Origin of the sequence: Neomegalonema perideroedes DSM 15528, assembly GCF_000374145.1 — a bacterium.
Classification (GTDB): domain Bacteria; phylum Pseudomonadota; class Alphaproteobacteria; order Rhodobacterales; family Rhodobacteraceae; genus Neomegalonema; species Neomegalonema perideroedes.
The window spans coordinates 571,564-592,510 of record NZ_KB893654.1; the positions used below are offsets into that span (position 1 = coordinate 571,564).

The 20,947-nt window shown below is 69.6% G+C and carries 21 protein-coding genes; 9 read left to right on the forward strand and 12 right to left on the reverse strand.

Annotated features, from left to right (window positions below):
• The first annotated feature begins 3 nt into the window (after positions 1 to 3).
• From B161_RS0109845 to B161_RS0109855, 3 genes are read left to right on the forward strand one after another with little or no spacing between them, the layout of a single operon-like run.
• Positions 4 to 291: a putative quinol monooxygenase gene (locus tag B161_RS0109845; RefSeq protein ID WP_018633229.1), complete on the forward strand. Its 288-nt coding sequence runs from the start codon at positions 4 to 6 to the stop codon at positions 289 to 291.
• Between the two features lie 43 nt (positions 292 to 334).
• Positions 335 to 970, forward strand: coding sequence for a hypothetical protein (locus B161_RS0109850; protein ID WP_018633230.1), 636 nt, complete (start codon positions 335 to 337; stop codon positions 968 to 970).
• Positions 967 to 1,440: a YbaK/EbsC family protein gene (locus B161_RS0109855; protein WP_018633231.1), complete on the forward strand. Its 474-nt coding sequence runs from the start codon at positions 967 to 969 to the stop codon at positions 1,438 to 1,440. The genes B161_RS0109850 and B161_RS0109855 overlap by 4 nt, the downstream gene beginning before the upstream one ends.
• A gap of 10 nt (positions 1,441 to 1,450) precedes the next feature.
• Here B161_RS0109855 and B161_RS0109860 read toward each other — a convergent pair whose 3' ends face one another.
• The 5 genes from B161_RS0109860 to sppA all read right to left on the reverse strand — a co-directional run bounded on the left by B161_RS0109860 (position 1,451) and on the right by sppA (position 5,543).
• Positions 1,451 to 2,086: a phosphoribosylanthranilate isomerase gene (locus B161_RS0109860; RefSeq protein ID WP_018633232.1), complete on the reverse strand. Its 636-nt coding sequence runs from the start codon at positions 2,084 to 2,086 to the stop codon at positions 1,451 to 1,453.
• A 7-nt stretch (positions 2,087 to 2,093) separates the two neighbouring features.
• Positions 2,094 to 2,402 carry a lipopolysaccharide assembly protein LapA domain-containing protein gene (locus tag B161_RS0109865; RefSeq protein WP_018633233.1) on the reverse strand — a complete coding sequence of 103 codons (309 nt, stop codon included), beginning with the start codon at positions 2,400 to 2,402 and terminating at the stop codon, positions 2,094 to 2,096.
• 42 nt (positions 2,403 to 2,444) lie between these two features.
• Positions 2,445 to 2,741, reverse strand: a complete 297-nt coding sequence (locus tag B161_RS0109870) for an integration host factor subunit beta (protein ID WP_018633234.1) — start codon at positions 2,739 to 2,741, stop codon at positions 2,445 to 2,447.
• A 343-nt stretch (positions 2,742 to 3,084) separates the two neighbouring features.
• A complete protein-coding gene (locus B161_RS0109875) occupies positions 3,085 to 4,233 on the reverse strand; it encodes a PQQ-dependent sugar dehydrogenase (protein ID WP_018633235.1) in 1,149 nt (382 codons plus the stop codon).
• A 194-nt stretch (positions 4,234 to 4,427) separates the two neighbouring features.
• Complete coding sequence (sppA, locus tag B161_RS0109880; protein ID WP_018633236.1) at positions 4,428 to 5,543, reverse strand: signal peptide peptidase SppA; 1,116 nt, start codon at positions 5,541 to 5,543, stop codon at positions 4,428 to 4,430.
• Between the two features lie 440 nt (positions 5,544 to 5,983).
• Here sppA and hisH point away from each other — a divergent pair, with 440 nt between their 5' ends.
• Positions 5,984 to 6,625 carry an imidazole glycerol phosphate synthase subunit HisH gene (hisH, locus tag B161_RS0109885; protein WP_026310341.1) on the forward strand — a complete coding sequence of 214 codons (642 nt, stop codon included), beginning with the start codon at positions 5,984 to 5,986 and terminating at the stop codon, positions 6,623 to 6,625.
• Positions 6,626 to 6,685: 60 nt separating this feature from the next.
• Here hisH and B161_RS0109890 read toward each other — a convergent pair whose 3' ends face one another.
• Positions 6,686 to 7,174 (reverse strand): hypothetical protein, encoded by a 489-nt coding sequence (locus tag B161_RS0109890; RefSeq protein ID WP_157755602.1) that lies wholly within the window; start codon positions 7,172 to 7,174, stop codon positions 6,686 to 6,688.
• A gap of 328 nt (positions 7,175 to 7,502) precedes the next feature.
• Here B161_RS0109890 and hisA point away from each other — a divergent pair, with 328 nt between their 5' ends.
• Both hisA and hisF read left to right on the forward strand, forming a co-directional pair.
• Positions 7,503 to 8,234, forward strand: a complete 732-nt coding sequence (gene hisA, locus B161_RS0109895; protein WP_026310342.1) for a 1-(5-phosphoribosyl)-5-[(5-phosphoribosylamino)methylideneamino]imidazole-4-carboxamide isomerase — start codon at positions 7,503 to 7,505, stop codon at positions 8,232 to 8,234.
• Complete coding sequence (gene hisF / locus B161_RS0109900; RefSeq protein ID WP_018633240.1) at positions 8,231 to 8,995, forward strand: imidazole glycerol phosphate synthase subunit HisF; 765 nt, start codon at positions 8,231 to 8,233, stop codon at positions 8,993 to 8,995. The genes hisA and hisF overlap by 4 nt, the downstream gene beginning before the upstream one ends.
• 24 nt (positions 8,996 to 9,019) lie before the next feature.
• Here hisF and B161_RS0109905 read toward each other — a convergent pair whose 3' ends face one another.
• Positions 9,020 to 9,934 carry an N-formylglutamate amidohydrolase gene (locus tag B161_RS0109905; protein WP_018633241.1) on the reverse strand — a complete coding sequence of 305 codons (915 nt, stop codon included), beginning with the start codon at positions 9,932 to 9,934 and terminating at the stop codon, positions 9,020 to 9,022.
• A gap of 215 nt (positions 9,935 to 10,149) precedes the next feature.
• On the opposite strand from B161_RS0109905, the gene B161_RS0109910 reads away from it, so the two are divergent.
• Positions 10,150 to 10,512: a response regulator gene (locus B161_RS0109910; RefSeq protein WP_018633242.1), complete on the forward strand. Its 363-nt coding sequence runs from the start codon at positions 10,150 to 10,152 to the stop codon at positions 10,510 to 10,512.
• 80 nt (positions 10,513 to 10,592) lie between these two features.
• Here the strand turns inward: B161_RS0109910 and leuB are convergent, their stop codons facing one another.
• From leuB to rsmI, 5 genes are all read right to left on the reverse strand, one after another.
• Entirely contained in the window at positions 10,593 to 11,708 is a 1,116-nt protein-coding gene (leuB, locus tag B161_RS0109915) for a 3-isopropylmalate dehydrogenase (protein ID WP_018633243.1), read from the reverse strand.
• A gap of 104 nt (positions 11,709 to 11,812) precedes the next feature.
• On the reverse strand, positions 11,813 to 12,916 hold the full coding sequence (locus tag B161_RS0109920) for a hypothetical protein (protein WP_026310343.1): 1,104 nt from the start codon (positions 12,914 to 12,916) through the stop codon (positions 11,813 to 11,815).
• 330 nt (positions 12,917 to 13,246) lie between these two features.
• Positions 13,247 to 13,429: a hypothetical protein gene (locus B161_RS0109925; protein ID WP_018633244.1), complete on the reverse strand. Its 183-nt coding sequence runs from the start codon at positions 13,427 to 13,429 to the stop codon at positions 13,247 to 13,249.
• Between the two features lie 145 nt (positions 13,430 to 13,574).
• Positions 13,575 to 13,940, reverse strand: a complete 366-nt coding sequence (locus B161_RS0109930) for a YraN family protein (RefSeq protein WP_018633245.1) — start codon at positions 13,938 to 13,940, stop codon at positions 13,575 to 13,577.
• Positions 13,940 to 14,890 carry a 16S rRNA (cytidine(1402)-2'-O)-methyltransferase gene (gene rsmI / locus B161_RS0109935; RefSeq protein ID WP_018633246.1) on the reverse strand — a complete coding sequence of 317 codons (951 nt, stop codon included), beginning with the start codon at positions 14,888 to 14,890 and terminating at the stop codon, positions 13,940 to 13,942. Before rsmI ends, B161_RS0109930 begins: the two co-directional genes overlap by 1 nt.
• Positions 14,891 to 14,976: 86 nt before the next feature.
• Between rsmI and B161_RS17730 the strand changes: the two genes are divergently transcribed.
• Positions 14,977 to 15,432, forward strand: a complete 456-nt coding sequence (locus B161_RS17730; RefSeq protein WP_018633247.1) for a hypothetical protein — start codon at positions 14,977 to 14,979, stop codon at positions 15,430 to 15,432.
• A gap of 262 nt (positions 15,433 to 15,694) precedes the next feature.
• The gene (locus B161_RS17735; RefSeq protein ID WP_018633248.1) at positions 15,695 to 20,947 is read left to right on the forward strand and encodes an MG2 domain-containing protein; all 5,253 of its coding nucleotides are present in this window, start codon (positions 15,695 to 15,697) and stop codon (positions 20,945 to 20,947) included.

Sequence of the window (20,947 nt, forward strand, 5' to 3'; positions counted from 1 at the left end):
GTCATGCTGAAGGTCGTCGCTCAGGATTTCATCAGGCCGGAGGCGCTGGAGATCGTCGCGCCGCTCTATCGGGAGCTGGTCGAGAAGACCCGACAGGAGAAGCTTTGTCTGGCCTATGATCTTTTCGTGGACCAGAAAGATCCCGGACATTTCGTCTTCATCGAGCGATGGCCGGATCGGGCCGCCCTGAAGGCGCATTGCGAAACGGAGCATTTCCGGCGATTGGTTCCTCTGATCAACGCCCATCAGAGGCGGGATCCGATCATCACGCTGATGGACGCCTTCGCCTGACCTGCGGAGCGCGCCCTCCGCGCAAATCCTGAGGGAGGGGCTCATGATGCTGCGGTCGTTCGGGTTCCTGAGGGCTGGAGGCTGGAGGGCGGCGAGGCTCGGCGCTTTGGCTCTGGCGCTTCTGACGAATCCGGCTTGGGGCGGCGTCCGGCTGGAGCGCTCGGCTCTGGCCGTGACCCTCGACGGAACGAGCTATCAGGTTCAGCTCAAAGGGCGGCTCAACGCGCCGAAGGAGCTGGACCTCACCGATCCGGCGGCCGCGCGGGCTTGGGAGTCCTTCGTGGCCGCATTGCCGCGTCAGCCGGGCTATCGTCAGGCGGATCTGCGGGTGGGGGGGCGCGCCGAGATCGAGATTAGGCTCAGCGGCGAATTGACTCCTTCCAAGCCGATCCTCGGCCTGCCCTTCACGCAGGCGCCGGAGACCGAGGGCAATCTGTTCTTTCTGCGGCTGATGGAGGACGGAAACGTCGAAATCAGCCTCAATCCCAAGGGCGCCGAGCCCGGAGCCCCCCTGAGGGCGGACGTCCGGGTCCGGATTCGCCGGGGAATCCCGCTGAAGGCCGAGGGCGCCGAGCGCCCCACGCCGGGCGAGCCCTGGGTCTGGCGGATCTCTTCGCCGGAGGCGCCGATGCTTTTGCGTCTGCGCCCGCCCTTCAATTTTTTCGGAGTTCAGCCATGAGTTTGGAGAGCGTGCGCGCCTTCTTCGCCGAGAAGGCGCCGGATGTGGAGCTGCTGGTGACGGAGGCCAGCACGGCCACGGTGGCGCTCGCCGCCGAGGTCCATGGCGTGGAGCCGGGCCAGATCGCGAAGACGCTGTCTCTGAGCCTGAACGACCAGCCCATCCTGATCGTCGCGCGCGGCGACGCCCGGCTGGATAATAAGAAATACCGCGCCCGCTTCGGGGCCAAGGCCAAGATGCTCGACGCCGAGGCGGCTTTGGCGGCGACCTCGCATCCGGTGGGCGGGATCTGCCCCTTCGGCCTGCCCGAGGGCGTGACGGTCTATTGCGACGTCTCGCTGAAGGCCTTCGCGGAGGTGGTGCCCGCCGCCGGAGCCCCTAACGCCGCCGTGCGCATCGGAACCGAGCGAATGGCGGATCTCGTCGGCGCGGAATGGGTGGACGTCTGTCAGGAGCCGCAGGCGGCCTAAGGCGGCGTTCTTAGGCTCCCGCCGCCAGAGCGAAGGCGCGGATCCTCGCGGGGTCCTTCGCGCCCGGCGCGGATTCCACCCCCGAGGAGACGTCCACGCGCGGCGCGCCCGTGCGGGCCACGGCCTCGGCGACGTTCTCCGGCGTGAGGCCGCCGGCCAGCATCCAAGGCCCCGGCCAGCGGCGCCCCGCGAGCAGGCCCCAGTCGAAGGCGAGGCCGTTGCCGCCCGGCAGAGCGGCGCCCGGCGCGGGCTTGGCGTCGAAAAGGATCATGTCGGCGGCCTGAGCCAGCCGCAGCGCGAGCGGAAAATCCGCCTCCGCGCCCAAGGGCGCCGCCGCGATCAGCGGCAGCCCCGCCCGACGGCGCAAAGCCGCCAGACGCGCCGGATCCTCGACCTTATGGATCTGGATCATGTCCAGAGCCGCAAGCTCCAGAACGGCGTCGAGATCTTCATCCTTGGGATTGACGAAAAGCCCGACCTTGCAGAGCCCCGCGGGCGCCTCGCGGGCGAGGGCGGCGGCGGCTTCGGCGGTCAGAGCGCGCGGCGAAGGCGGAAAGAACACGAAGCCCGCATAACGGGCTCCGGCCTCCGCCGCGACGGCGAGATCCGCCGTCGAGCGGATCCCGCAGATCTTCACTTCCGCCATGACGGACTCACAGGCCGCTTCCGGCGGGCTGAAGCGCGGCGAGCTTGGCCTCGGCTTCAGCGAGGCGACGCTCGGCGCGGGCCTTTTCGCGACGCTCTCCGGCTTCCCGGATCCATTCCAGCACGACGCCGATCAGCAGGCCCAGAAGGGCCGCCCCGATCACGAGGGCCGCCAGCGGAAGCTCGACTTGAGCCGGACTGACGATCCCCAGACCAAGCGGATCGAGCCGCACCGTCACCGGATGCGGATTCATCATGATGAGCGCCGCCAGAGGCGTCGCCAGCAAGGCCAGAAGGATCAGCTTCAGATAGGTCACCCCGAACTCCCGTTGCCCAGAGGGGGCGCGGGGCTTTCAGCCTCACGCCTCCGGATTGAAATCGACGTTGATGCGCTCGCGCAGCTCCTTGCCCGTCTTGAAGAAAGGCACGCGCTTTTGCGGCACCGACACGGTTTCGCCTGTGCGCGGATTGCGGCCTTGGCGCTCCTCGCGCTGTTTGACCGAAAAGGCGCCGAAACCGCGCAACTCCACCCGGTCCCCTCGCGTGAGGGCGGCCGAGATTTCGTCGAACACGGTGGCGACCACCCGCTCCACGTCCCGCTGATACAAATGCGGATGACGTTCCGCAAGCGCATCGACGAGTTCGGACTTGATCATATGGCGGCTTCCCCTCTTTGTCGCGCGCGGTTTGCGACGCGCGATGTCCGCAGCTTTCACGCGCCTGCCGACGCGAAATCCGCATGCCCCTCTCACTTGTGCGCATCCGCGTTTCGGCTGTCGCTCGAACCGCAAGACGCCCGCCCGTCGCGCGCTCCCCGAGCGCGATAGGTGGTCGAAACCTCAATCCTTTGTGTTTATTCAAGCCACTATGCGCATTTGACGGCTCAACGTCAACCGCGTCTTGACGAAATCGGAAGGGAGGGGCTCGGGAGCATCGCCTGTGTCGTTCGGAGATCGCATCCCCCGAAAAACTTAACGATTCCGCGGGTCTCGGAGCTTTTCAGGGGGTTGGGGCCCGCTCGGCGGGGGTCAGACGCCAGACCCGGCCCGGAGAGCCGTCTTCGATGGCCCAGACCGAGCCGTCCGGGGCGGTCTCCACGTCGCGGATTCGGGTCTCGAAACTCCAGCGGTCGAGCTGACGGGCGCCCTCGGCCCGGTCGAAGGCCACGCGGACGATTCCCTCTCCCGCCAGAGCCCCGATCAGCGCCGAATCCCGCCAGTCGGGGAAGAGGTCGCCTTGGTAGAAGGTCAGGCCCGCCGGAGCGATCACCGGGGCCCAATAGAGGGCGGGCTCCGTGAATTCGGGGCGGGCGGGGGGCTTCGGAATGGCCCGTCCGCCGTAATGGACGCCGTAAGAGACCTCCGGCCAGCCGTAATTGGCGCCGGCCTTGATCAGATTCAGCTCGTCGCCGCCCTGAGGCCCCATCTCATGCGACCAGAGCCGCCCGTCCGGCGCGAAGGCGAGGCCGTAGGGGTTGCGGTGGCCGGTGGACCATATGAGCGCCCGCACGCCGCCTTCGGCCTCCCAAGGGTTGCCCGGGGCCGCCGCGCCGTCGAGGGTCAGGCGCAGGATCTTGCCGAGCGCCTGATCCGGGTCTTGCGCGGGGGCCATCCTCTGGCGGTCGCCGACGGTGAGGAAAAGACTCTCGCCCGAGGGATCAAAGGCGATGATCGCGCCGGGATGGCCTCCGCCGCCCTTGGGCTCCTGACGCCAAAGCACGGCGAGATCCTCCAGCCGGGCCGCGCCCTCGGCCTCCACGAGCTTCGCCCGCGCCAGAGCGGGGCCGCTTCCGCCTTCGCCGGGCTCGGCGTAGGTGAAGTAGATCTCGCCCGTCTCGGCGAAGCGCGGCGAGGGGGCCGCATGGAAAAGCCCGTTCTGGCCGCCATAGGCCACAGGCGGAACGCCCGAAACCTTCAGCTTCTCGCCCGTCGGCCGGAGGAGGAGGAGCGCGCCCTCATGCTCCGTGACCAGAGCCCGCCCGTCCGGCAGGAAGGCCAGAGCCCAAGGCGAGTTCATTTCGGCGATCTCGGTCAGAACGAAGGGGCGCGTCTCGGAGAAGGGGGCCTCGCCGAAATTCGGGGCCTCTTGGGCTTGTGCGGCGAAGCCCCAGAGGGCGAGGGCGGCGAGCGGAGGAATCGGGCGGCGCATGCGGGATCTCCTGAAATCGGGGCCTTCAGGCGGGCGAGGCCGGAAAGCCGGGGTTTCGGGGGCGGAGCCCTTGTCCGACCAAATCGGCCAAACGCTCCGGCTTCTTGTATGGTCGCGTTTTCGCGACGCGAAGCTCTCTGCTTCGCTGGAAAACGCTCCGAGGCCGCGCCGTCCTCAAGGGGCTTTCGCGCGCTTCAGCGAATGGCCCAGAGCACGCCGCGGCGGCCGCTCAGAGCTTCGGCCGAACCGCTCACGCCGAGTTGCTCGGCGATGCGTTCGATCAGGAGCTTTTGCCGCGGGGCGGCGGGAGAACGATTGCGGATCTCCAGATCCTCGGCGATCTCTTTTTCGCTCTCCAGCCAGGCGACGGCCTCCTGCTCGCCGCCGAGCCCGTCGATGAGACGAGCCTCCAGCGCCTGACGGCCCGTGAAGACGCGTCCGTCGCCCACGGAGCGCGCTTCATTGTCGTTCATCTGGCGACGCTCCTTCACGAGGTCCAGAAACCAGGCGTAGGAATCGTTCACGACGGCTTGATCCGCCGCCACCGCCGCCGGATCCACCGGCTGGAAGGGCGAGGGCGCCGCCTTGAGCGGGGCGCTTTTGACCTCGATCATCTCCACGCCGAGACGCTCGGCCAGCTCGTAGAAATTCGGCGATTGCGAGATCACGCCGATGGAGCCCGTGATGCTGTTCCCGCGCGCGAGCAGATGATCCGCCGCCAGAGCCGCGATATAGCCGCCCGAAGCCGCCTGTTCGCCCATCACCGCCACGAGGGGCTTGGCCTCCGCGACGACGCGCAGGGCTTCGTAAAGCTCCTCCGAGCCGACCACCGTGCCGCCGGGGCTGTCGATGCTCAGGACCACCGCCTTGACCGCCTCCTCCTCGGCGAGGTCGCGCAGGAAGGCGTCGCGCAGGCGGTCGCTCGTGATCACGTCGACCACGCGGATGCGGGCGATATGGTCGGAGGCGGCGGCCTTGCCGAGGGTCTGCAGCGAATTGGAGAGGAAGGCGCCGCCGATCAGCAGCAGAGTCAGCACGCCGAAGAGCCGCCAGCGGCCTCGGCTGCGCCTGACCCTCTGGCGCTCCTCCTCGCCTTGCAGCGCGGCGGCGAAGGCGGCGGTCAGGGCCGCCGGATCGCTCGCCGGAGCGGCGGGCCCGGCCCCGAGGCGCGGCGCGGCGCCGAAGCCCGCGGGCGCGGTTCTCGCTCCGGAGGAGAGGGAGGGGGGCGCCGAGGGGACGCCCGGCGCGGGCGGCGGAGCGCCGCCCTCGGAGGAGTAGCCGGAGGGCGGCGGAGAGGGAGGCGTGGTCATGGCGAGGGCGGACTCCGAAAGAACAGCTTGAATATCCGCGTGAAGTTAAGAACCGCCGCCTGAAGAAGCAATGCGAAATCACGCGAGGGCGGCGCTTCTCTCGCGGATATGGCGAACGCGCTCAAAGGTTTGGCGCGAGGCCGGGACGAAAGTCGGGCATGAAGGAGGGCGGGGGGAGGGGGCGCAATCCTTCCTTATGCGGAGATTTCGCGCCTGAGGCCCCGGAGCGCCGCCCAAGGCCGCCGGGCGCTTCGCTCAAAGCAGGGGGGCGGAGCAGGGGCCGGATCGCCGGCTGGATCGGGGGGCTGGCTCTGGGGAGCCGGAAAATGCGCCTTGCGGCGGAAAAGAGCGTTTTCGCGTCTCGGGAAAAGGTTTTAAGAAGGCGCGCCCGCCGCGTCGAGCTTCGGCGCGGGGATCGCGGGCGCGAGGAGGGACGGATCATGCGCGTCGTGGTGGTCGATTACGGCTCCGGCAATCTGCATTCGGCGCTCAAGGCGCTGGAGCGGGCGGGGCGCGACGCAGGCTTGAATCTCGACGTGGGGCTGGCCGCCACGGGCGAGGAGGTCGCCGCCGCCGACCGCATCCTTTTGCCGGGCGTGGGCGCCTTCGCGGCCTGCGAAGAAGGTCTGAGGGCGCGTCCCGGCGTGGTCGAGGCTCTGGAGGAGGCGGTTCTCCAGCGCGGCAGGCCCTTTCTCGGGGTCTGCGTGGGAATGCAGCTTCTGGCGGAGAAGGGGCTGGAGTTCGGCGAACATCCCGGCCTGAACTGGCTCGGCGGCGAGGTGCGGCGGCTGACGCCCTCCGATCCGGCGCTGAAGATCCCGCATATGGGTTGGAACGCGCTGCGGATCCTGCGGCCTCATCCCCTCTTCGCGGGGCTGGCGCCGGAGACTCAGGCCTATTTCGTCCATTCCTATCATCTCGTCCCGGCGCGGGCGGAGGACGTGGCGGCTCAGGCCGATTACGGCGGAGCGGTCACCGCCGCCGTGGCGCGCGACAACCTCGCCGGATTGCAGTTCCATCCGGAGAAGTCTCAGGCGGCGGGGCTCCGGATCCTGACGAACTTCCTGAACTGGCGGCCCTGACCTCCGGGGCGGGCGGCGCGCTCTCCGGCTGCGGAGAGCGCGCGGGCGCGGATGGGCGGCTTAATCGGCCTGCACGTAGACCGGGCGGGCGCGCAGAGCGTCCGAAGCCCATCCGCCTTCATGGACGCGGGAATCGTCGCGCCAGACGCGGCATTTGAAATCGGCGATCTCCCAGGAGCAGGAGGCCGCGACCGCGGCCGGGGCGCTCACCGCGCAATCGGCCGCGCCGCAGATGGTCTTGCCGCTGGCGGTCTGGGAGCAGCTGTTGCAGCCGATCTGCGTCTGCTGGCATCCGGCGGCGAAGAGGGCCTCGATCCAATGGGCGTCGAAGGCGGCGCTGTGGATGAGCGTGCCCGGCTCGGTGCTGGCCTCGCTGTAGATGGTCGCCGCGCCGCAGACGAGCGGGGCGGGAGAGGCCGCGGCCTCCTCCTGCGCGACGGTCGGGGACGCGGCGGGAGCCTCTTCGGCCAGCGCGGGCGGCGCGAGCAGCGCCGCCGCTATGGCGGCGAGCGCGGCGCGTTTGAAGATCGCGGGGCGGGCTGGCGTCATGGCGGCTCCCATCGGGCGGCTCCTGTCAGGCGTCTTATTTGAGCTTCGGGCGTCGGATAAAGGCGAATTTGCGGCGCGAAAGATGAACGAAAGCTTTCATTCCGTATACAGTAAAGCGGGCGGCCTGACCTTTCGCGCGCCCTTGAGCGTTCTCCAGCGAATCCGATCAGGCTTCGCGTCGTGAAAATGCGGCCCCAAAAGAACTTGGAGCGTGTGAACGGCCCGATTTGGTCGGAAAGCGCTCCAAGCTTTCCTTTCGGCGCGTCCTGCGCTACGCCCAAGCGGAAATCACCCGGCGCCGCGCGCGAGGAGACCGCTCTTGACCTCCATGATTCTTTACCCGGCCATCGATTTGAAAGAAGGGCGCTGCGTGCGGCTCTATAAGGGCGACATGGCTCAGGCGACCGTCTTCAACGAAGACCCGGCGGCTCAGGCGGCGGAGTTCGTCGCGGCGGGCTGCGACTGGCTGCATCTGGTGGATCTCGACGGCGCCTTCGCCGGAAAGCCCGCCAACGCCGCCGCCGTGGAGGGGATCCTCAGGGCCGCCAAGGTTCCGGTCCAGCTCGGCGGGGGCGTCCGGAGCATGGAGGTTCTGGAAGGCTGGCTGGAGAAGGGCGTGCGCCGCGTGATCCTCGGGACGGCGGCGCTCCGCGATCCGGATTTCGTCAAACGCGCCGCCAAGGCCCATCCGGGACGGGTGGCGGTGGGGATCGACGCCCGCGAAGGCCGCGTCGCCGTCGAGGGCTGGGCCGAGACCTCCGACGTGACGGCTCTGGAGCTGGCCCGCCGCTTCGAAGACGCCGGAGTCGCGGCGATCATCTACACCGACATCGAGCGCGACGGCGCCATGCAGGGGCCGAACGTCGAGGCGACGGCGGCTCTGGCGCGGGCGGTGCGCATTCCGGTGATCGCTTCGGGCGGAGTCTCCTCGCTGGACGATCTGCGGGCCCTGCGCGACAGCGGCGCCCCGCTGGACGGCGCGATCTCCGGCCGAGCGCTTTACGACGGGCGCATCGACGTGAAAAGCGCCGCCGCCGTGCTCAAGGGAGAAATCGCATGACGCTCTCGGTTCGGGTGATCCCCTGCCTCGACGTGAAGAACGGGCGGGTGGTCAAAGGCGTGAATTTCGTGGACCTCATCGACGCGGGCGATCCGGTGGAGGCCGCCGCCGCCTATGACGCCGCGGGCGCCGACGAGATCTGCTTCCTCGACATCTCCGCCAGCGTCGAGGGGCGCGGCACTTTGCTCGACATCGTCAGCCGCACGGCGGAGCGCTGCTTCACGCCTCTGACGGTGGGCGGCGGGGTGCGCGGCGTCGAGGACGTGCGGGCGCTGATGCTGGCGGGCGCCGATAAGACGGCGGTCAATACGGCGGCGGTGAAGCGTCCCGAAGTGATCTCCGAGATCGCGGAGCGCTTCGGCGCGCAATGCGTGGTGGTCGCCATAGACGCCAAGTCGGTGGGGCCGGGGCGCTGGGAGATCTTCACCCATGGCGGCCGCGAGCGCACCGGAATCGACGCGGTGGAGTTCGCCAAGCGCGCGGCCTCCTTAGGCGCGGGCGAGATCCTGCTGACCTCCATGGACCGCGACGGCGTGCGCTCGGGCTACGACCTCGCGCTGACGCGGGCCGTGGCCGAGGCGGTGCCGGTGCCGGTGGTGGCCTCGGGCGGCGTGGGCGAATTGCGCCATCTCGTCGAGGGCTTCACGGAGGGCAAGGCTTCGGCGGTGCTGGCGGCCTCGATCTTCCATTTCGGCCTGCACAGCGTCCGGGAGGCGAAGGAGGCGCTGCGGGCGGCGGGGGCTCCGGTGCGGCTGGTCTGAGGCCCGCCCGCGCTCAGCCCTTTCTCACTCGGCGGCGATGAGGAAATCCTCGTCGGGATCGACGGGGCGCGTCAGGGCCGCCAAGGACTCCATGGCGGCCAGCCGCGCGATCACCGGCGCCAGCCGCGCGCGGAAGGCCTCGAAGCCCGAACGCCGCTCCACTTTGGCCTCGTCGAGGTAGAGCCCGCGGTTGATCTCGATCTGAATCGCATGGAGCCCCTCGCGCGGACGGCCCCAGAACTCCGTGATGTAGCCCCCCGCGAAAGGCGCGTTGCGGGCCACGCGAAAGCCGGCCTCGGCGAAGATCCGCGCGGCTTCGGCCGTCAGCTCGGCGCCGGCCGCGACGCCGTGGCGGTCGCCGAGGATCACGTCCGGCCCCGCCTCGCCGCTCCGGCGCGCCGATTCCGAGGGCATGGAGTGGCAATCGAGCAGCAGAGCCGCGCCGAAGCGCCGCCGCGTCCGCAGGAGCAGCGCCTCCAGCCGGGCGTGATAGGGCTGATGACAGGAGGCGATCCGCTCGCGCACCTCGGCGTAGGGGATCTTCTCCGCGTAGATCCGGCGGCCCTCGCCCACCACGCGCGGCGCCACCCCGAGCCCCGCCGAGGCGCGCGGGCTGCGCAGGCGCTGATGCGGCGCGTCGGAGATCAGGGCGGGATCCAGTTCCTCGGAGGAGCGGTTGGCGTCCACCCAGGCGCGGGGGAAATGGGCTTTGAGCAGCGGCGCGCCGCAAGCGGGGGCGCAGTCGAATAATTCCTCGACGAAAGCGTCCTCGGAGCTGCGCAGAAGGGTCTTGTGCAAAGGCGAGCGGCGGATCAGGCTTTCCGGATATACGCGGCCGCTATGGGGCGAACTGAAGACCACGGCGCTGGTCAGGCGCGCGGGCTCCTCCACCTCCAGAGGGGGATGGTCGCCGAAAGGGGGAAAGGGAACGCCGTGCATGCCCGTCCGTGCTCCTGAGGCTCCGCGAGCCCGCCTTGAGGTCTCCGAATCGCGCCCGGCTCGGTTCATCCCTGCGGGCGTCGTCCATCCTACCCCGGAAGATGAAAAAAACACCAGCGCCCAAACCCTTTATTAGGCGCATTCGTCCTATCCTGCGAATCGTCAACCCGTCCGGATGAGACGAGGCGGGGGCTGGATAGAGATGGAGGCGGTCTATGGCGACGGTCATGCTCGCGACGCGGAACGACGACATGCGCGGCTATCTCGCCGCCAAGCTCAAGCGCTCCGGTCATGCGGTCTCGCGGGTGGCGGACTACCATTCGGCGCTCACGCTGCTGGAGGAGAACGCTTACGACGTTCTGCTCACCACGGTCGAGGCCGACAGCTCCGACGAGCTGGATCTCGCCCGCGCCGCCCGGCGCATCGATCCTGACATGCGCGTGATGTTCATCACCGGCTTCTCGGCGGTGGCGCTGATGCCTCCGGCGGAGGAGGGCGCGCGCGGCATGACCCTCGGCGAGCCGGTGCACCTCAACCGCCTTGGCGAGGAGCTGCGGCGTCTGGTCCGCGCCGCCTGAGCCGGATCCGCGGCGCAGGCTGAAATTCAAAAGGGCGCCGCGAGGCGCCCTTCGTCGTTTTCGGCGGTCTTTGGAGCGCCTCAGCCCGCCGCGAGGGATTGCTCCATCTCGCGCACGATGGCGTCGCCCATGGTGCTGGTCGAGATGCGGGCCTTGCCGGGCTGCATGATGTCGGCGGTGCGCAGGCCCCCGTCGAGGACGGCGCTCACGGCCTTCTCGATGCGGTCGGCCTCGCGGGAGAGGTCGAAGCTGTAGCGCAGCGCCATGGCCAGCGAGAGGATCGTGGCGATGGGATTGGCGATCCCCTTGCCCGCGATGTCCGGCGCCGAGCCATGGACCGGCTCGTACATCGCCTTGCGGCGGCCTTGGGCGTCGGCGGCGCCGAGCGAGGCCGAGGGCAGCATCCCGAGCGAGCCGGTCAGCATGGCGGCCGCGTCGGAGAGGATGTCGCCGAAGAGGTTGTCCGTGACGATCACGTCGAATTGCTTGGGATTGCGCACGAGCTGCATGGCGCAATTATCGGCGTACATATGGCTCAGGGCGATGTCGGGGAATTCCTCGGCGCCGAGCTTCGTGATCTCCTCGCGCCAGAGGACGCCCGATTCCATCACATTGGCCTTCTCGACCGAGCAGAGCTTGCCGCCGCGCTTGCGGGCCAGCTCGAAGGCCACGCGCCCGACGCGGCGGATCTCTTCGGTCGTATAGACCTGCGTGTTGATTCCGCGGCGCTGGCCGTCGGGCAGGGTCTCGATTCCGCGCGGTTCGCCGAAATAGATTCCGCCGGTCAGCTCGCGGACGATCATGACGTCCAGCCCGGCGACGACCTCGTATTTGAGCGTCGAGGCTTCGGCGAGGGCGTCGAAGCAGAGGGCGGGGCGCAGATTGGCGAAGAGCTGAAGCTCCTTGCGCAGCCGCAGAAGCCCGCGCTCGGGCTTGACGGCGAAAGGCAGAGAATCCCATTTGGGCCCGCCCACCGCGCCGAGCAGCACCGCGTCGGCGGCCTGAGCCTTGGCCATGGTCGAATCGGCGAGCGGAACGCCATGGGCGTCATAGGCGGCGCCGCCCACGAGATCCTCTTCGACGTCGAAGGAGACGCCCCGCCGCTTATGGAGCCAGTCGAGGATGCGGCGCGCCTCGCGCATCACTTCGGGCCCGAGGCCGTCTCCGGCCAGAATCAGCAGCTTGGGGTTCGCCATGGGGGGAGGCTCCAGATCGCGTGAAGATGAGGCTCCTTAATCCCGCCGGAGACGGAAGACAAGCGAGCGGCGCGCGTTTCGCACGCGGCCGCTCGCCTTTTGGCTTAGCTCCAGCGGAAGCCGTCGAGGCGCAGCGGTTGGTGGATGTCCACGGCGGGGACCGAAGAGGAGGCGGGCTGCACGCCGGTCTTCTCCCAGCGCATCCAGCCGAGCAGGCGGTAATCCGTGTCGACCACCGGCTGAAGCGCCGCCAGATTGGCGAAGCTGAAGCGCGCGCCGACGGGGGCGTAGCTGGGCGCGCCCTCGCTGTCGAATTGCGGACGGCCGGTGGCGTCGAGCATGCGGGCTTCGCGGCGGGTCGGGGACCAGGCGCAGAACTCGCGGCGCGGCGGGGTGTTGGCCGAGAAGCGCCCGCTGAGGATCACATGGGTCTCGCGGGAGATGGTTTCGGCGATCACGCCGTTCACCGAGACGTCCGTCAGGGCGGTGGCCTTGAGGCAGGCGTTCACCGCTTCGATGTTGGCGGCGAAGCCGCGCTCCCATCCGGCCAGCGAGGGCGCGGCGGGCTGAGCGGGCGGCGGCGGCGCATAGGCGGTCTGCTGGGGCTGGGGCGGCTGAGGATAGGTCGTCTGGGGCGCGTAGCCGTAGCCCGGCCAGACGGCCTGAGCTTGCGCCTGAGGCTGGGCGGGCGCGGGCTGGACGTAGCCGCCGCCGATGGCGGTCGGGGCCGGAACCGCCGTGGCCGAGGAGGGCCAGCTCTGAACCGGCTGGGCGTAGGTCGTCGCCTGCGGCTGGGCGGGCTGGACGTAGGGCGAGGGCGCCGGGTTGTAGATCGGCGCGGCGGCCTGCTGGACCGGCTGGACATAGGCGCCGTAAGCGGCGCTCGCCGCCTGCTGGACGGGCTGGGCGTAGGCGGCCGCCTGAGTCTGAACCTGAGCTTGGGCTTGCGTCTGGGTCTGCTGGACGTAGCCCTGAAGCTGCGCGCCCTGCTGCTGGAGGTAGGTCTGGGGGGCGGGCTGGGCGGGCTGCTGGCCATAGGCGGCGTAGACCGAGGCCAGATCCTGCGCGGCGCTCTGAGCGGCCTGCTGCGTCGGCGCGGCGTAATTCGGGGCGGCGTAATATTGCTGCGCCGAGGCGGCGGAGGCGGTCAGGGCCGCGAGCGCGACGGCCGCGCAGGCCCCGCGACGGAGGCGGATGGGGGTGGACATGCGGAGTCTCCTCAGGAATCTGCGCGCCGGAAAAGCCTTGAGCGGAACTTGACGCGTGACGCGAAATTTCGCGGAGGATAGGGCGGGATTGCGGCGAAGGACTCGCGCGTTCGGACAGGATAAGCCTTTGCGTAGGCGATCAGAGCGCGGATGAACCCCGGATGGACTCCGGCCTCAAAAACGAATCCGGACGCCCGCCTTGGCGGACGCCCCGTCTCCCCCCAAAACGAATCCGGACGCCCGCCTTGGCGGACGCCCCGTCTTCCCCCAAACGAATCCGGGCGCCCGCCTTGGCGGACGCCCGGACCGGCCGTCGATATGGACGAAGCCTCAGTTCACGACCGCCTCAGGCGCGACGTAGATCGGCGCGGCCGGGACGGAGTAAGCCGGCTCGACGGACGCCGTGGTCAGGGTCGCCGGAGCGACCGCCGTCGAGGAGGTCTTGAACGGGCAGGCCAGGGCCGGAGAGGCCAAGGCGGCCAGAAGAGCGGCCGGAAGCAGGATTTTGGTCATGCGGCGTCTCCTTTCGTGTGAGGGATCTCGGGTCGGAGCGCGCCGGGGCGGCTCCGGATGCGGATTGGGCCTCGAATCCGGCGCGAGGGCAAGGGCTTGAAGCTCCTATCCCTTACACGATCCGGAGAGCGCCGCCGTGAAGGCTCTAAAGCCCCGAAGCCAGCCAGATGTTCTTCAGCCGGGTCGGGCGGCCCTGCGCGTCGAAGGCGACGAGGTCGAAGCGGGCCTCCGGCTCCCGCGCGAAGCCCTGCGCCGCGATCCAGAAGAGCGCCGCCGCCTCCATCCGCCGGGCTTGGCGGGGCGTCAGAGCTTCGAGCGCGGCCTCGACGGTCCCGCGCGCCTTGACCTCGACGAAGACGATTCCGCCGCCCGGCTCTTCGAGGATCAGATCGATCTCGCCGTGAGGAGTCCTGAAGCGCCGGGCCAGAATCCGCGCGCCCTCCGCCGCAGAGAGCCTCGCGGCGGCCTCCTCGGCGTCCACGCCTTTGCGATGGGAGGAGGCCCCGCTCATCAGCCCCGCGTCTTCTTCAGCTCAAGGGCGCGGGAATAGACCTGCTTGCGCGGCAGCCCCAGAGCCTCCGCGAGGGCGGCGGCGGCGTCCTTCACCGATTCCCCCGCCTCCAGAGCCGCGCGGATCGCCGAATCGAGATCGGCCTCCGTCACGGCGGGTCCGGAATCGGGCGGAGGAGCGTCCACGACGACGACGATCTCGCCTTTGGGCGGCCCGGCTTCGGCGTAATGAGCCGCGAGTTCGTTCAGAGGCGCGCGGCGGATCTCCTCATGCAGCTTGGTCAGCTCGCGGGCCACGGCGGCGGGGCGCGGCCCGAGGACCGCCGCCATCTCCGCCAGAGATTCCGGCAGCCGATGCGGCGCCTCGTAGAAGATCAGCGCCCCCGGAACCGCCGCCAGAGACTCCAGCAGCCGCCGACGATCGCCGGATTTGCTCGGCGGAAAGCCCGCGAAGAAGAAGCGCTCCGCCGTCAGCCCCGCCAGCGTGAATCCCAGAATCGCGGCGCTCGGGCCGGGCAGAGCCGAAACCGCCCCGCCGCCCGCCAGCACCGCCGCCGCCAGACGCGCCCCCGGATCCGAAATCCCCGGAGTCCCCGCGTCGCTGGCGAAGACCGCCCGCGCCCCCTCGGCCAGACGCGGCAGAAGCCCCGCCGCCGCCTCGGCCTCCTTATGGGAATCGCAGCGCCAGACCGGGCGGCCTGCGACGGGGATCCCATGGATCTCCATCAGCTTGCGCAGACGCCGCGTGTCCTCGGCGAGCAGCAGATCCGCCTCGCGCAAAGCCGCCAGAGTCCGCAGGGTGACGTCCCCCGCCGCCCCGAGCGGCGTCGCCACGAGCGTCAGGCCGGGACGCAGCTTCGCGCGGGCTCCAGCCAGCAGCAGCGCCGAATCCGGGTCTTGATCATGAGCCTGATCGGGGGCCTGATCGGGGGAGAGCGGAGCTTCGTCCATGTCGGTCCTACGTCTGAGGGGCTGTTGCGCGCTCCTCCGCGCCGACGCAGAATGCGCGAAGCACGGCTTGAGTTGAGGAGCGGCGCATGGCCCTGATCGAATCTTCCGAAACGGCGCTTTATGAGGCTCTGGCCAAGATCAACGCCGCCCGCCGAACCGGCGGACGCGCCCATGAGGAGGCGCTGATCTCGGCGCTCTTCGACACGGATCAGCGGCTCGCCGTCTACGTCACGCGCCACACGGCGCGTTTCGACAACCATATTCTCGGGCGCTTCGCCGGACAATGGGGCGTGGCCACCTTGCGCGGGCGGCTGGCGCCGGCGACGCCTTGGGCGGCGCCTTTCGGCTTTCCGGCGGTGGTCTGGGATCCGGCGGGCGACGCCGTGACGGTCAGCGTGCTGCGGGCTCAGGGAATCACGGCGCAATGGAGCATGCTCGACGCCTTCGCCGAGATCGGCTTTCTGCGGACTCTCGCGCCCTGCGAATTGGCGAGCGGCGAGATCGTCGTCGCCAATGTTTACGAACCTCGCAAATTATCTTAAGAGGATACCCTCAGGAATTCGGCGAACCTCCCTGCGGAGTTCGGCCCGAATTTTGAGGCGGAATTCTGGCGGCTTCGCGGCGAGGGCGCTTGACGCCCCGCTGTTCTTCGACCATTGTTCATTTAAATTCGGCGCGCCTAAATGCGCCGAAACGAGACGCTTTCTCCATAGATCGTCTGGCGCCCCGGAGGCGGCGGGCGTAAAGTTCAAACGCTTGTCGCGCGATTCGCGCCGCATCCCGGCCAACCTCAGGGAGAATCCCATGAGACCCCCGCTCCGGTCATCTCTTCTCGGACTCGCTGGTCTGGGCGCGCTGTTCTGGAGCGCGGCTCCGGCGGCGGCCGACCCAAGTTTCGACTGCCTCAAGGCGGGGAACGCGATCGAGCGCCTGATCTGCGCCGATTCCGACCTCGCGCGCCGCGATTCGCAGATGGCGCGGATCTATCTCGGCGCGCTGGAGGTCGTGGACGAGGCTCAGGCGGTCAAGGAGCGCGCGACTCAGCGCGCATGGCTCGCCGAAAGGAACTCCGCCTGCGCCCTGACCGCCGCCGAGGAGGCGGTCCCCGCCCGCGCCGAAGCCGCCGGGCGCTGCCTGCGCAATCTCTACGAAAAGCGCGTCCGCGATCTGCAGACCGCCTATCCCGAGCCGCTGGGGATCGACCGGGGGCCTTACGTCTCGGGCGGCGACGAGCGTCGCGAGGTCTGCCTGCGCTTCGACGCGCAGGTGCGCCCCGATCCGCTCCAGCCGCTGGAGAGCTTCTTCAAGGTGGAGCCTGAAATCCGCCTGACCGCCCGCGCCGATTGGCGCGAAGCCTGCCTCGCGGGATTCGAGCCGGGCAAGAAATACAAGATCTCCGTTCTGGAGGGCCTGCCGGGCGAGGGCGCGCCGCTGGCGCGCGGGGCGAGCTTCGATTTCGTCATGCCCGATCTGCCCTCCGCGCTGCGGTTCGCGACGGTGGGGCGCATGCTGCCCCGCTATGAATCGGGCGGCCTGCCGGTCGAGGGCGTGAACGTCCGCGAGGTTTCGGCCCGTCTGATGCGCGTGGACGACGCGGACGCTCTGGCGGCTCTGCGCTCCGAATGGGAGGGCGGCCCCGACGTCTTCGCCTGGGGCGCCCCGGATTACTTCATCAGCCGCGTGGACGCGGTGGTCTGGCGCGGGACTCTGGCGCTCGAAGGCGAGCGCAATCAGACCCGCCGCGTGGCTCTGCCCATCGACCGGATGGTGGAGACCGAGGCTCTGAAGCCGGGCGTCTACGTCGCCATTCTGGAGGGCAAGCCTAAATTCTGGCCTCAGGAGAAGGTCGCCGCTCCGGCTCCGGCCGAAGGCGAGGATGGGGAGGCCGAGGAGGTTCAGGACGAATATGAGGAGCCTCCCGCCGAATCCGTCGGGCCGGTCTTCTATTGGTTCACCGTCTCGGACATCGGCCTGACCACTTGGCAGGGCGACGACGGCCTGACCGTCATGACCCGCTCGATCGAGGGCCAGCAGCCGCTGAGCGGAATCCGTCTGGCGCTGCACGGCGCGAAAGGCGCCTTGCTCGGCGAGGCGACCGCCGACGAGGCGGGCGTGGCGAAATTCCCCTCCGGCCTGCTGCGCGGCGAAGGCCCCCGCGCCCCCGCGCGGCTCTACGCCTATGGCGCGGACGGCGAATTCACCCAGCTCGACCTGACCCGCGCGCCGCTGGACCTCAGCGACCGCGGCGTCGCGGGGCGCGTCGCGCCCGGCGCGCTCGACGCCTATCTGACCACCGAGCGCGGCGTCTATCGCCCCGGCGAGTCGGTCGAGATCCTCGCGCTGCTGCGCGACGACCACGCCGCCGCCGTGGACGACTTCCCGCTGACCATCGTCTATCGCCGTCCCGACGGCGTGGAGGCCCGCCGCGAGACTCTGACCCTCGCGGAGGCGGGCGGCGCGACCACGCGGCTCAATCTGCCGCCCAACGCCGCCATCGGCTATTGGAGCGCCGAAGCCTACGCCAGCGCCGAGGCCAAGACCGCCATCGGCTCGGTCTCCTTCATGGTCGAGGATTTCGCCCCGCCGCGCATCGAGGCGAAGCTGACCTCCGAGGAGAAGAGCGTCGGGCTGGACGCCGAGGCTCTGCTGAAGGTGCAGGCCGACTTCCTTTACGGCGCCCCTGCGGGCGGCCTGACGGGCGAGCTCGTGACCACCCTGCGCGCTCCGGCGACGCCCTTCGCGGATTTCGCCGATTACCGCTTCGGCCTCGCCGACGAGCAGCGCCCCCGCCCCGAGCAAAGCGAGGCGGAGAGCTTCGCCCTCGACGAGACGGGCGGCCTCGAACTCATGGCCTATGTGGCCGAGCCGGAAAACGGCGTCGGCGGCTATCCCATGGAGGCCGAATTCGCCGCGAGCGTCTTCGACGCGGGCGGCAAGCCGGTGACCGCGCGCTTCACGCTGCCGGTGCGCACGCATGACTCCTTCGTCGGCGCCAAGCCGAGCTTCGCGGGCTCCACCGCGCCGCTCGACGGGACGGTCGGCTTCGAGCTCGTGGCGGTGAGCCCGGAAGGCGAGGCGGTTCCCGCCGAAGCCTCTTGGCGGATCGTCCGCGAATATGTGGATTACATCTGGCATCAGCGCGGCGACCGCTGGCGCACCGAGATCATCCGCACCGACGGCCCCGTGCTGGCGGAAGGCTCCGCCACGCTCGGCGCCGAGCCGGCCGCGATCTCGGCCAAGCCGCAGGGCTGGGGCTCCTATCGCCTTGAGGTCCGCCTCGCGGATCAGGAGGCGCCTTCGCTCGCGCTGCGCTTCGACGCCGGTTGGGCTTCGAGCGATCCGGGCTCCGAGCCTGCGCCCGAGCGGGTTCAGGTCTCCATCGAGCCGGGCGCCTATAAGCCGGGCGCGACGGCGCGTCTGCGCGTGACCGCGCCTTTCGACGGACAAGCCGCCGTGGCCCTCGCGGGCGACCGGATTTATAGCGTCTCCAATCATGAGGTCTCCGCCGAAGGAAGCTTCATCGACGTGACCATGCCCGAAGAGGCGACGGCGGGCGTCTACGCCCTCGTCAGCGCCTTCGGCGCGCCGGACGGCGTGATGCGGCAAGTCCCGACCCGCGCCGTGGGCGTGGTCTGGATTCCCGCCGATCCCGCCTCGCGCAGTCTGGAGGCGAAGGTTTCTCTGAACGAGGTGATCCAGCCGACCGAGCCCGCGACCGTCACGCTGGAGGTGGCCGATCCCGGCCCCGAAGCCGGGCCGCTCTACGGCGTGGTCTTCGCGGTGGACGACGGCGTGCTGCAATTGACCGGCTACGCGGCGCCCGATCCGGCGAATTACTACCTCGGGCAACGGCGCCTCGGACTTTCGATGCGCGACGGCTACGGCCAGCTCATCGACGCGGCCGGTCTGGAGATCGGCGAGATCCGCACCGGCGGCGACGGCGAAATGGCCGCGCTCGATTCGGCGCAGATGGGCGCTCTGCCCAAGAAGAACCGCCCCATCGCGGTCTGGGTCTCGGACATCCGGGAGCTGACTCCCGGCGTCAACGAGATCCCCTTCGACGCCCCCGACTTTGACGGACGCCTGCGCGTCATGGCGGTGGTCTGGACCAGCGAACAAATCTCTTCGGCGGCGGAATCCACGGTGCTGGTGCGCCGTCCTCTGGCCGCCGACGCGATGATCCCGCGCTTCCTCGCCCCCGGCGACGAAGCCGAGGCCACCGTGGCGCTGCATAACCTCGACGGCGCTCCCGGCGTCTACACCGCCACCCTGCTGGCCGAGGGCCCGCTGGAGATCCTCGGCGAAACCGTGGTCGAGGCCGAATTGGCTCAAGGCCAGCGCGCCGAGCGGGTCATCCGCGTCAAGGCCCGCGAGGACATGGGCGACGGCAAGCTGACGCTCAGCGTGGCGGGGCCTCAGGGCTTCGGCATGAGCCGCGAAAGCGCGCTCAGCGTGCGGCCCTCCTCGACCTATGAATCGCGCCGCATCGTCTCGACCCTGAAGCCGGGCGAGAGCCTGATCGCCGATCCTTCGCTGATCGAGGGCTATTTCCCGGCGACCGCCCGTCTCAGCATGGGGGTGAATCCGCTGCCCGACCTCGATCTGCCGGGCATCATCGACGGTCTGGCGCGCTATCCCTACGGCTGCGCCGAGCAGACCGCCAGCACGCTGGCGCCGCTGATCGCCTCCGCCGATCTGCGCCCCTATTTCAAGATGGACCTGCCCCGCCTCGCCCGCGAGGCGGATGAAGGAATCGCCAAAGGCGTGGCGCGTCTGGCGGCGATGCAGAACTGGCGCGGCGATTTCGGCATGTGGTCCAGCGCCGGGTCGACCAATTCATGGCTCACCGCCTACATCATGGACACGCTGCTCGTCGCCCGGTCTCAGGGCCGCGAAGTGCCCGAGCAGGTGCTTGAGCAGGGCGTGCGCCGCCTCGCCGATCTGGCCTCCTCCACGGGCGGCGCGGCGGATTCCGAAGTCAACGCCCGCGCCTACGCCTTCTATCTCCTCGCCCGCGAAGGAAGCGTGGACGCGGCGCAGCTGCGGCGCTTCCACGCCGTGCGCTTCGCGCATCTGACCTCGCCTCTGGCGAAGGCTCAGGTGGCGGCGGCTCTGGCCCGCGTCGGCGACGTGGAGCCCGCCAAAGACGCCTTCGCCCGCGCCAAGAGCGCCATCGTCTATCCGACGAAGGAGCGTCCCGAGGCCGGATACCGCTATGACGACTACGGCACGGCGCTGCGCGACGAAGCCGGACTTCTGGCGCTCATGGCGGAAAGCGGCGTCTTCGGCTGGCCGGACGTGGATCGTCAGGCCCGGGCGCTCTCCGCGCGCCTGAGCCAGGCGAAATATCTCTCGACCCAGGAGCAGGGCTGGATCCTGCGCGCGGGCCGCGAGATGGCCAAGGCGCCCTTCGCCACCATGACCGTCATGATCGACGACAAGCCCCCTGAGGCCGAAGTGGTCCCGGCGGGCGGGCCGATCACCTTCACCGCCGAGAATCGTCAGGCGGCGACGATCCTGCCCAAGCTGACCAACGCCGGACCGAACGAGATCTTCAGCGCCATCTCCTACGGCGGCTTCCCGAAGGTTCCGGGCGCGGCGGAGGCCAGCGGCTTCGAGATCAAACGCTCGGTCTTCACCCGCTCGGGCGAGGCGGCGGATCTCGCGAATCTGCCTCAGAACGAGGTGGTGGTCGTGGTGCTGGAGGGCCGCAAGCTGAAGAACTTCGTCAGCCGCGCGCTGGTGGTGGACTTCCTGCCCGCGGGCCTTGAGCCTGAGAATCCCGCCGTGGGCGGCGCCGAAGCCGCCGATCTCGGCTGGCTGAAGGATCTGACCGCGGTGGAGACGGTGGAGCTGCGCGACGACCGCTTCCTCGCCTCCTTCGACCTCGGGCGCGGCGATTCCAAGCGCTTCCGCGTGGCCTATCTGGCCCGCGCGACGACGCCCGGCGCCTACGCCTACGGCGGCGCCCTCGTCGAGGACATGTACGCCCCGCAGGATTTCGCCCGCACCGCTCCGGCGCAGGTGAACATCCGCGCCGCCCGCCCGGAAGAGTGA

Coding starts and splice junctions, on each gene's coding strand:
- B161_RS0109845 (WP_018633229.1), top strand. CDS start 4: ATGCTGAAGGTCGTCGCTCAGGATTTCATCAGGCCGGAGGCGCTGGAG.
- B161_RS0109850 (WP_018633230.1), top strand. CDS start 335: ATGATGCTGCGGTCGTTCGGGTTCCTGAGGGCTGGAGGCTGGAGGGCG.
- B161_RS0109855 (WP_018633231.1), top strand. CDS start 967: ATGAGTTTGGAGAGCGTGCGCGCCTTCTTCGCCGAGAAGGCGCCGGAT.
- B161_RS0109860 (WP_018633232.1), bottom strand. CDS start 2,086: ATGGCGGAAGTGAAGATCTGCGGGATCCGCTCGACGGCGGATCTCGCC.
- B161_RS0109870 (WP_018633234.1), bottom strand. CDS start 2,741: ATGATCAAGTCCGAACTCGTCGATGCGCTTGCGGAACGTCATCCGCAT.
- B161_RS0109875 (WP_018633235.1), bottom strand. CDS start 4,233: ATGCGCCGCCCGATTCCTCCGCTCGCCGCCCTCGCCCTCTGGGGCTTC.
- sppA (WP_018633236.1), bottom strand. CDS start 5,543: ATGACCACGCCTCCCTCTCCGCCGCCCTCCGGCTACTCCTCCGAGGGC.
- hisH (WP_026310341.1), top strand. CDS start 5,984: ATGCGCGTCGTGGTGGTCGATTACGGCTCCGGCAATCTGCATTCGGCG.
- B161_RS0109890 (WP_157755602.1), bottom strand. CDS start 7,174: ATGACGCCAGCCCGCCCCGCGATCTTCAAACGCGCCGCGCTCGCCGCC.
- hisA (WP_026310342.1), top strand. CDS start 7,503: ATGATTCTTTACCCGGCCATCGATTTGAAAGAAGGGCGCTGCGTGCGG.
- hisF (WP_018633240.1), top strand. CDS start 8,231: ATGACGCTCTCGGTTCGGGTGATCCCCTGCCTCGACGTGAAGAACGGG.
- B161_RS0109905 (WP_018633241.1), bottom strand. CDS start 9,934: ATGCACGGCGTTCCCTTTCCCCCTTTCGGCGACCATCCCCCTCTGGAG.
- B161_RS0109910 (WP_018633242.1), top strand. CDS start 10,150: ATGGCGACGGTCATGCTCGCGACGCGGAACGACGACATGCGCGGCTAT.
- leuB (WP_018633243.1), bottom strand. CDS start 11,708: ATGGCGAACCCCAAGCTGCTGATTCTGGCCGGAGACGGCCTCGGGCCC.
- B161_RS0109920 (WP_026310343.1), bottom strand. CDS start 12,916: ATGTCCACCCCCATCCGCCTCCGTCGCGGGGCCTGCGCGGCCGTCGCG.
- B161_RS0109925 (WP_018633244.1), bottom strand. CDS start 13,429: ATGACCAAAATCCTGCTTCCGGCCGCTCTTCTGGCCGCCTTGGCCTCT.
- B161_RS0109930 (WP_018633245.1), bottom strand. CDS start 13,940: ATGAGCGGGGCCTCCTCCCATCGCAAAGGCGTGGACGCCGAGGAGGCC.
- rsmI (WP_018633246.1), bottom strand. CDS start 14,890: ATGGACGAAGCTCCGCTCTCCCCCGATCAGGCCCCCGATCAGGCTCAT.
- B161_RS17730 (WP_018633247.1), top strand. CDS start 14,977: ATGGCCCTGATCGAATCTTCCGAAACGGCGCTTTATGAGGCTCTGGCC.
- B161_RS17735 (WP_018633248.1), top strand. CDS start 15,695: ATGAGACCCCCGCTCCGGTCATCTCTTCTCGGACTCGCTGGTCTGGGC.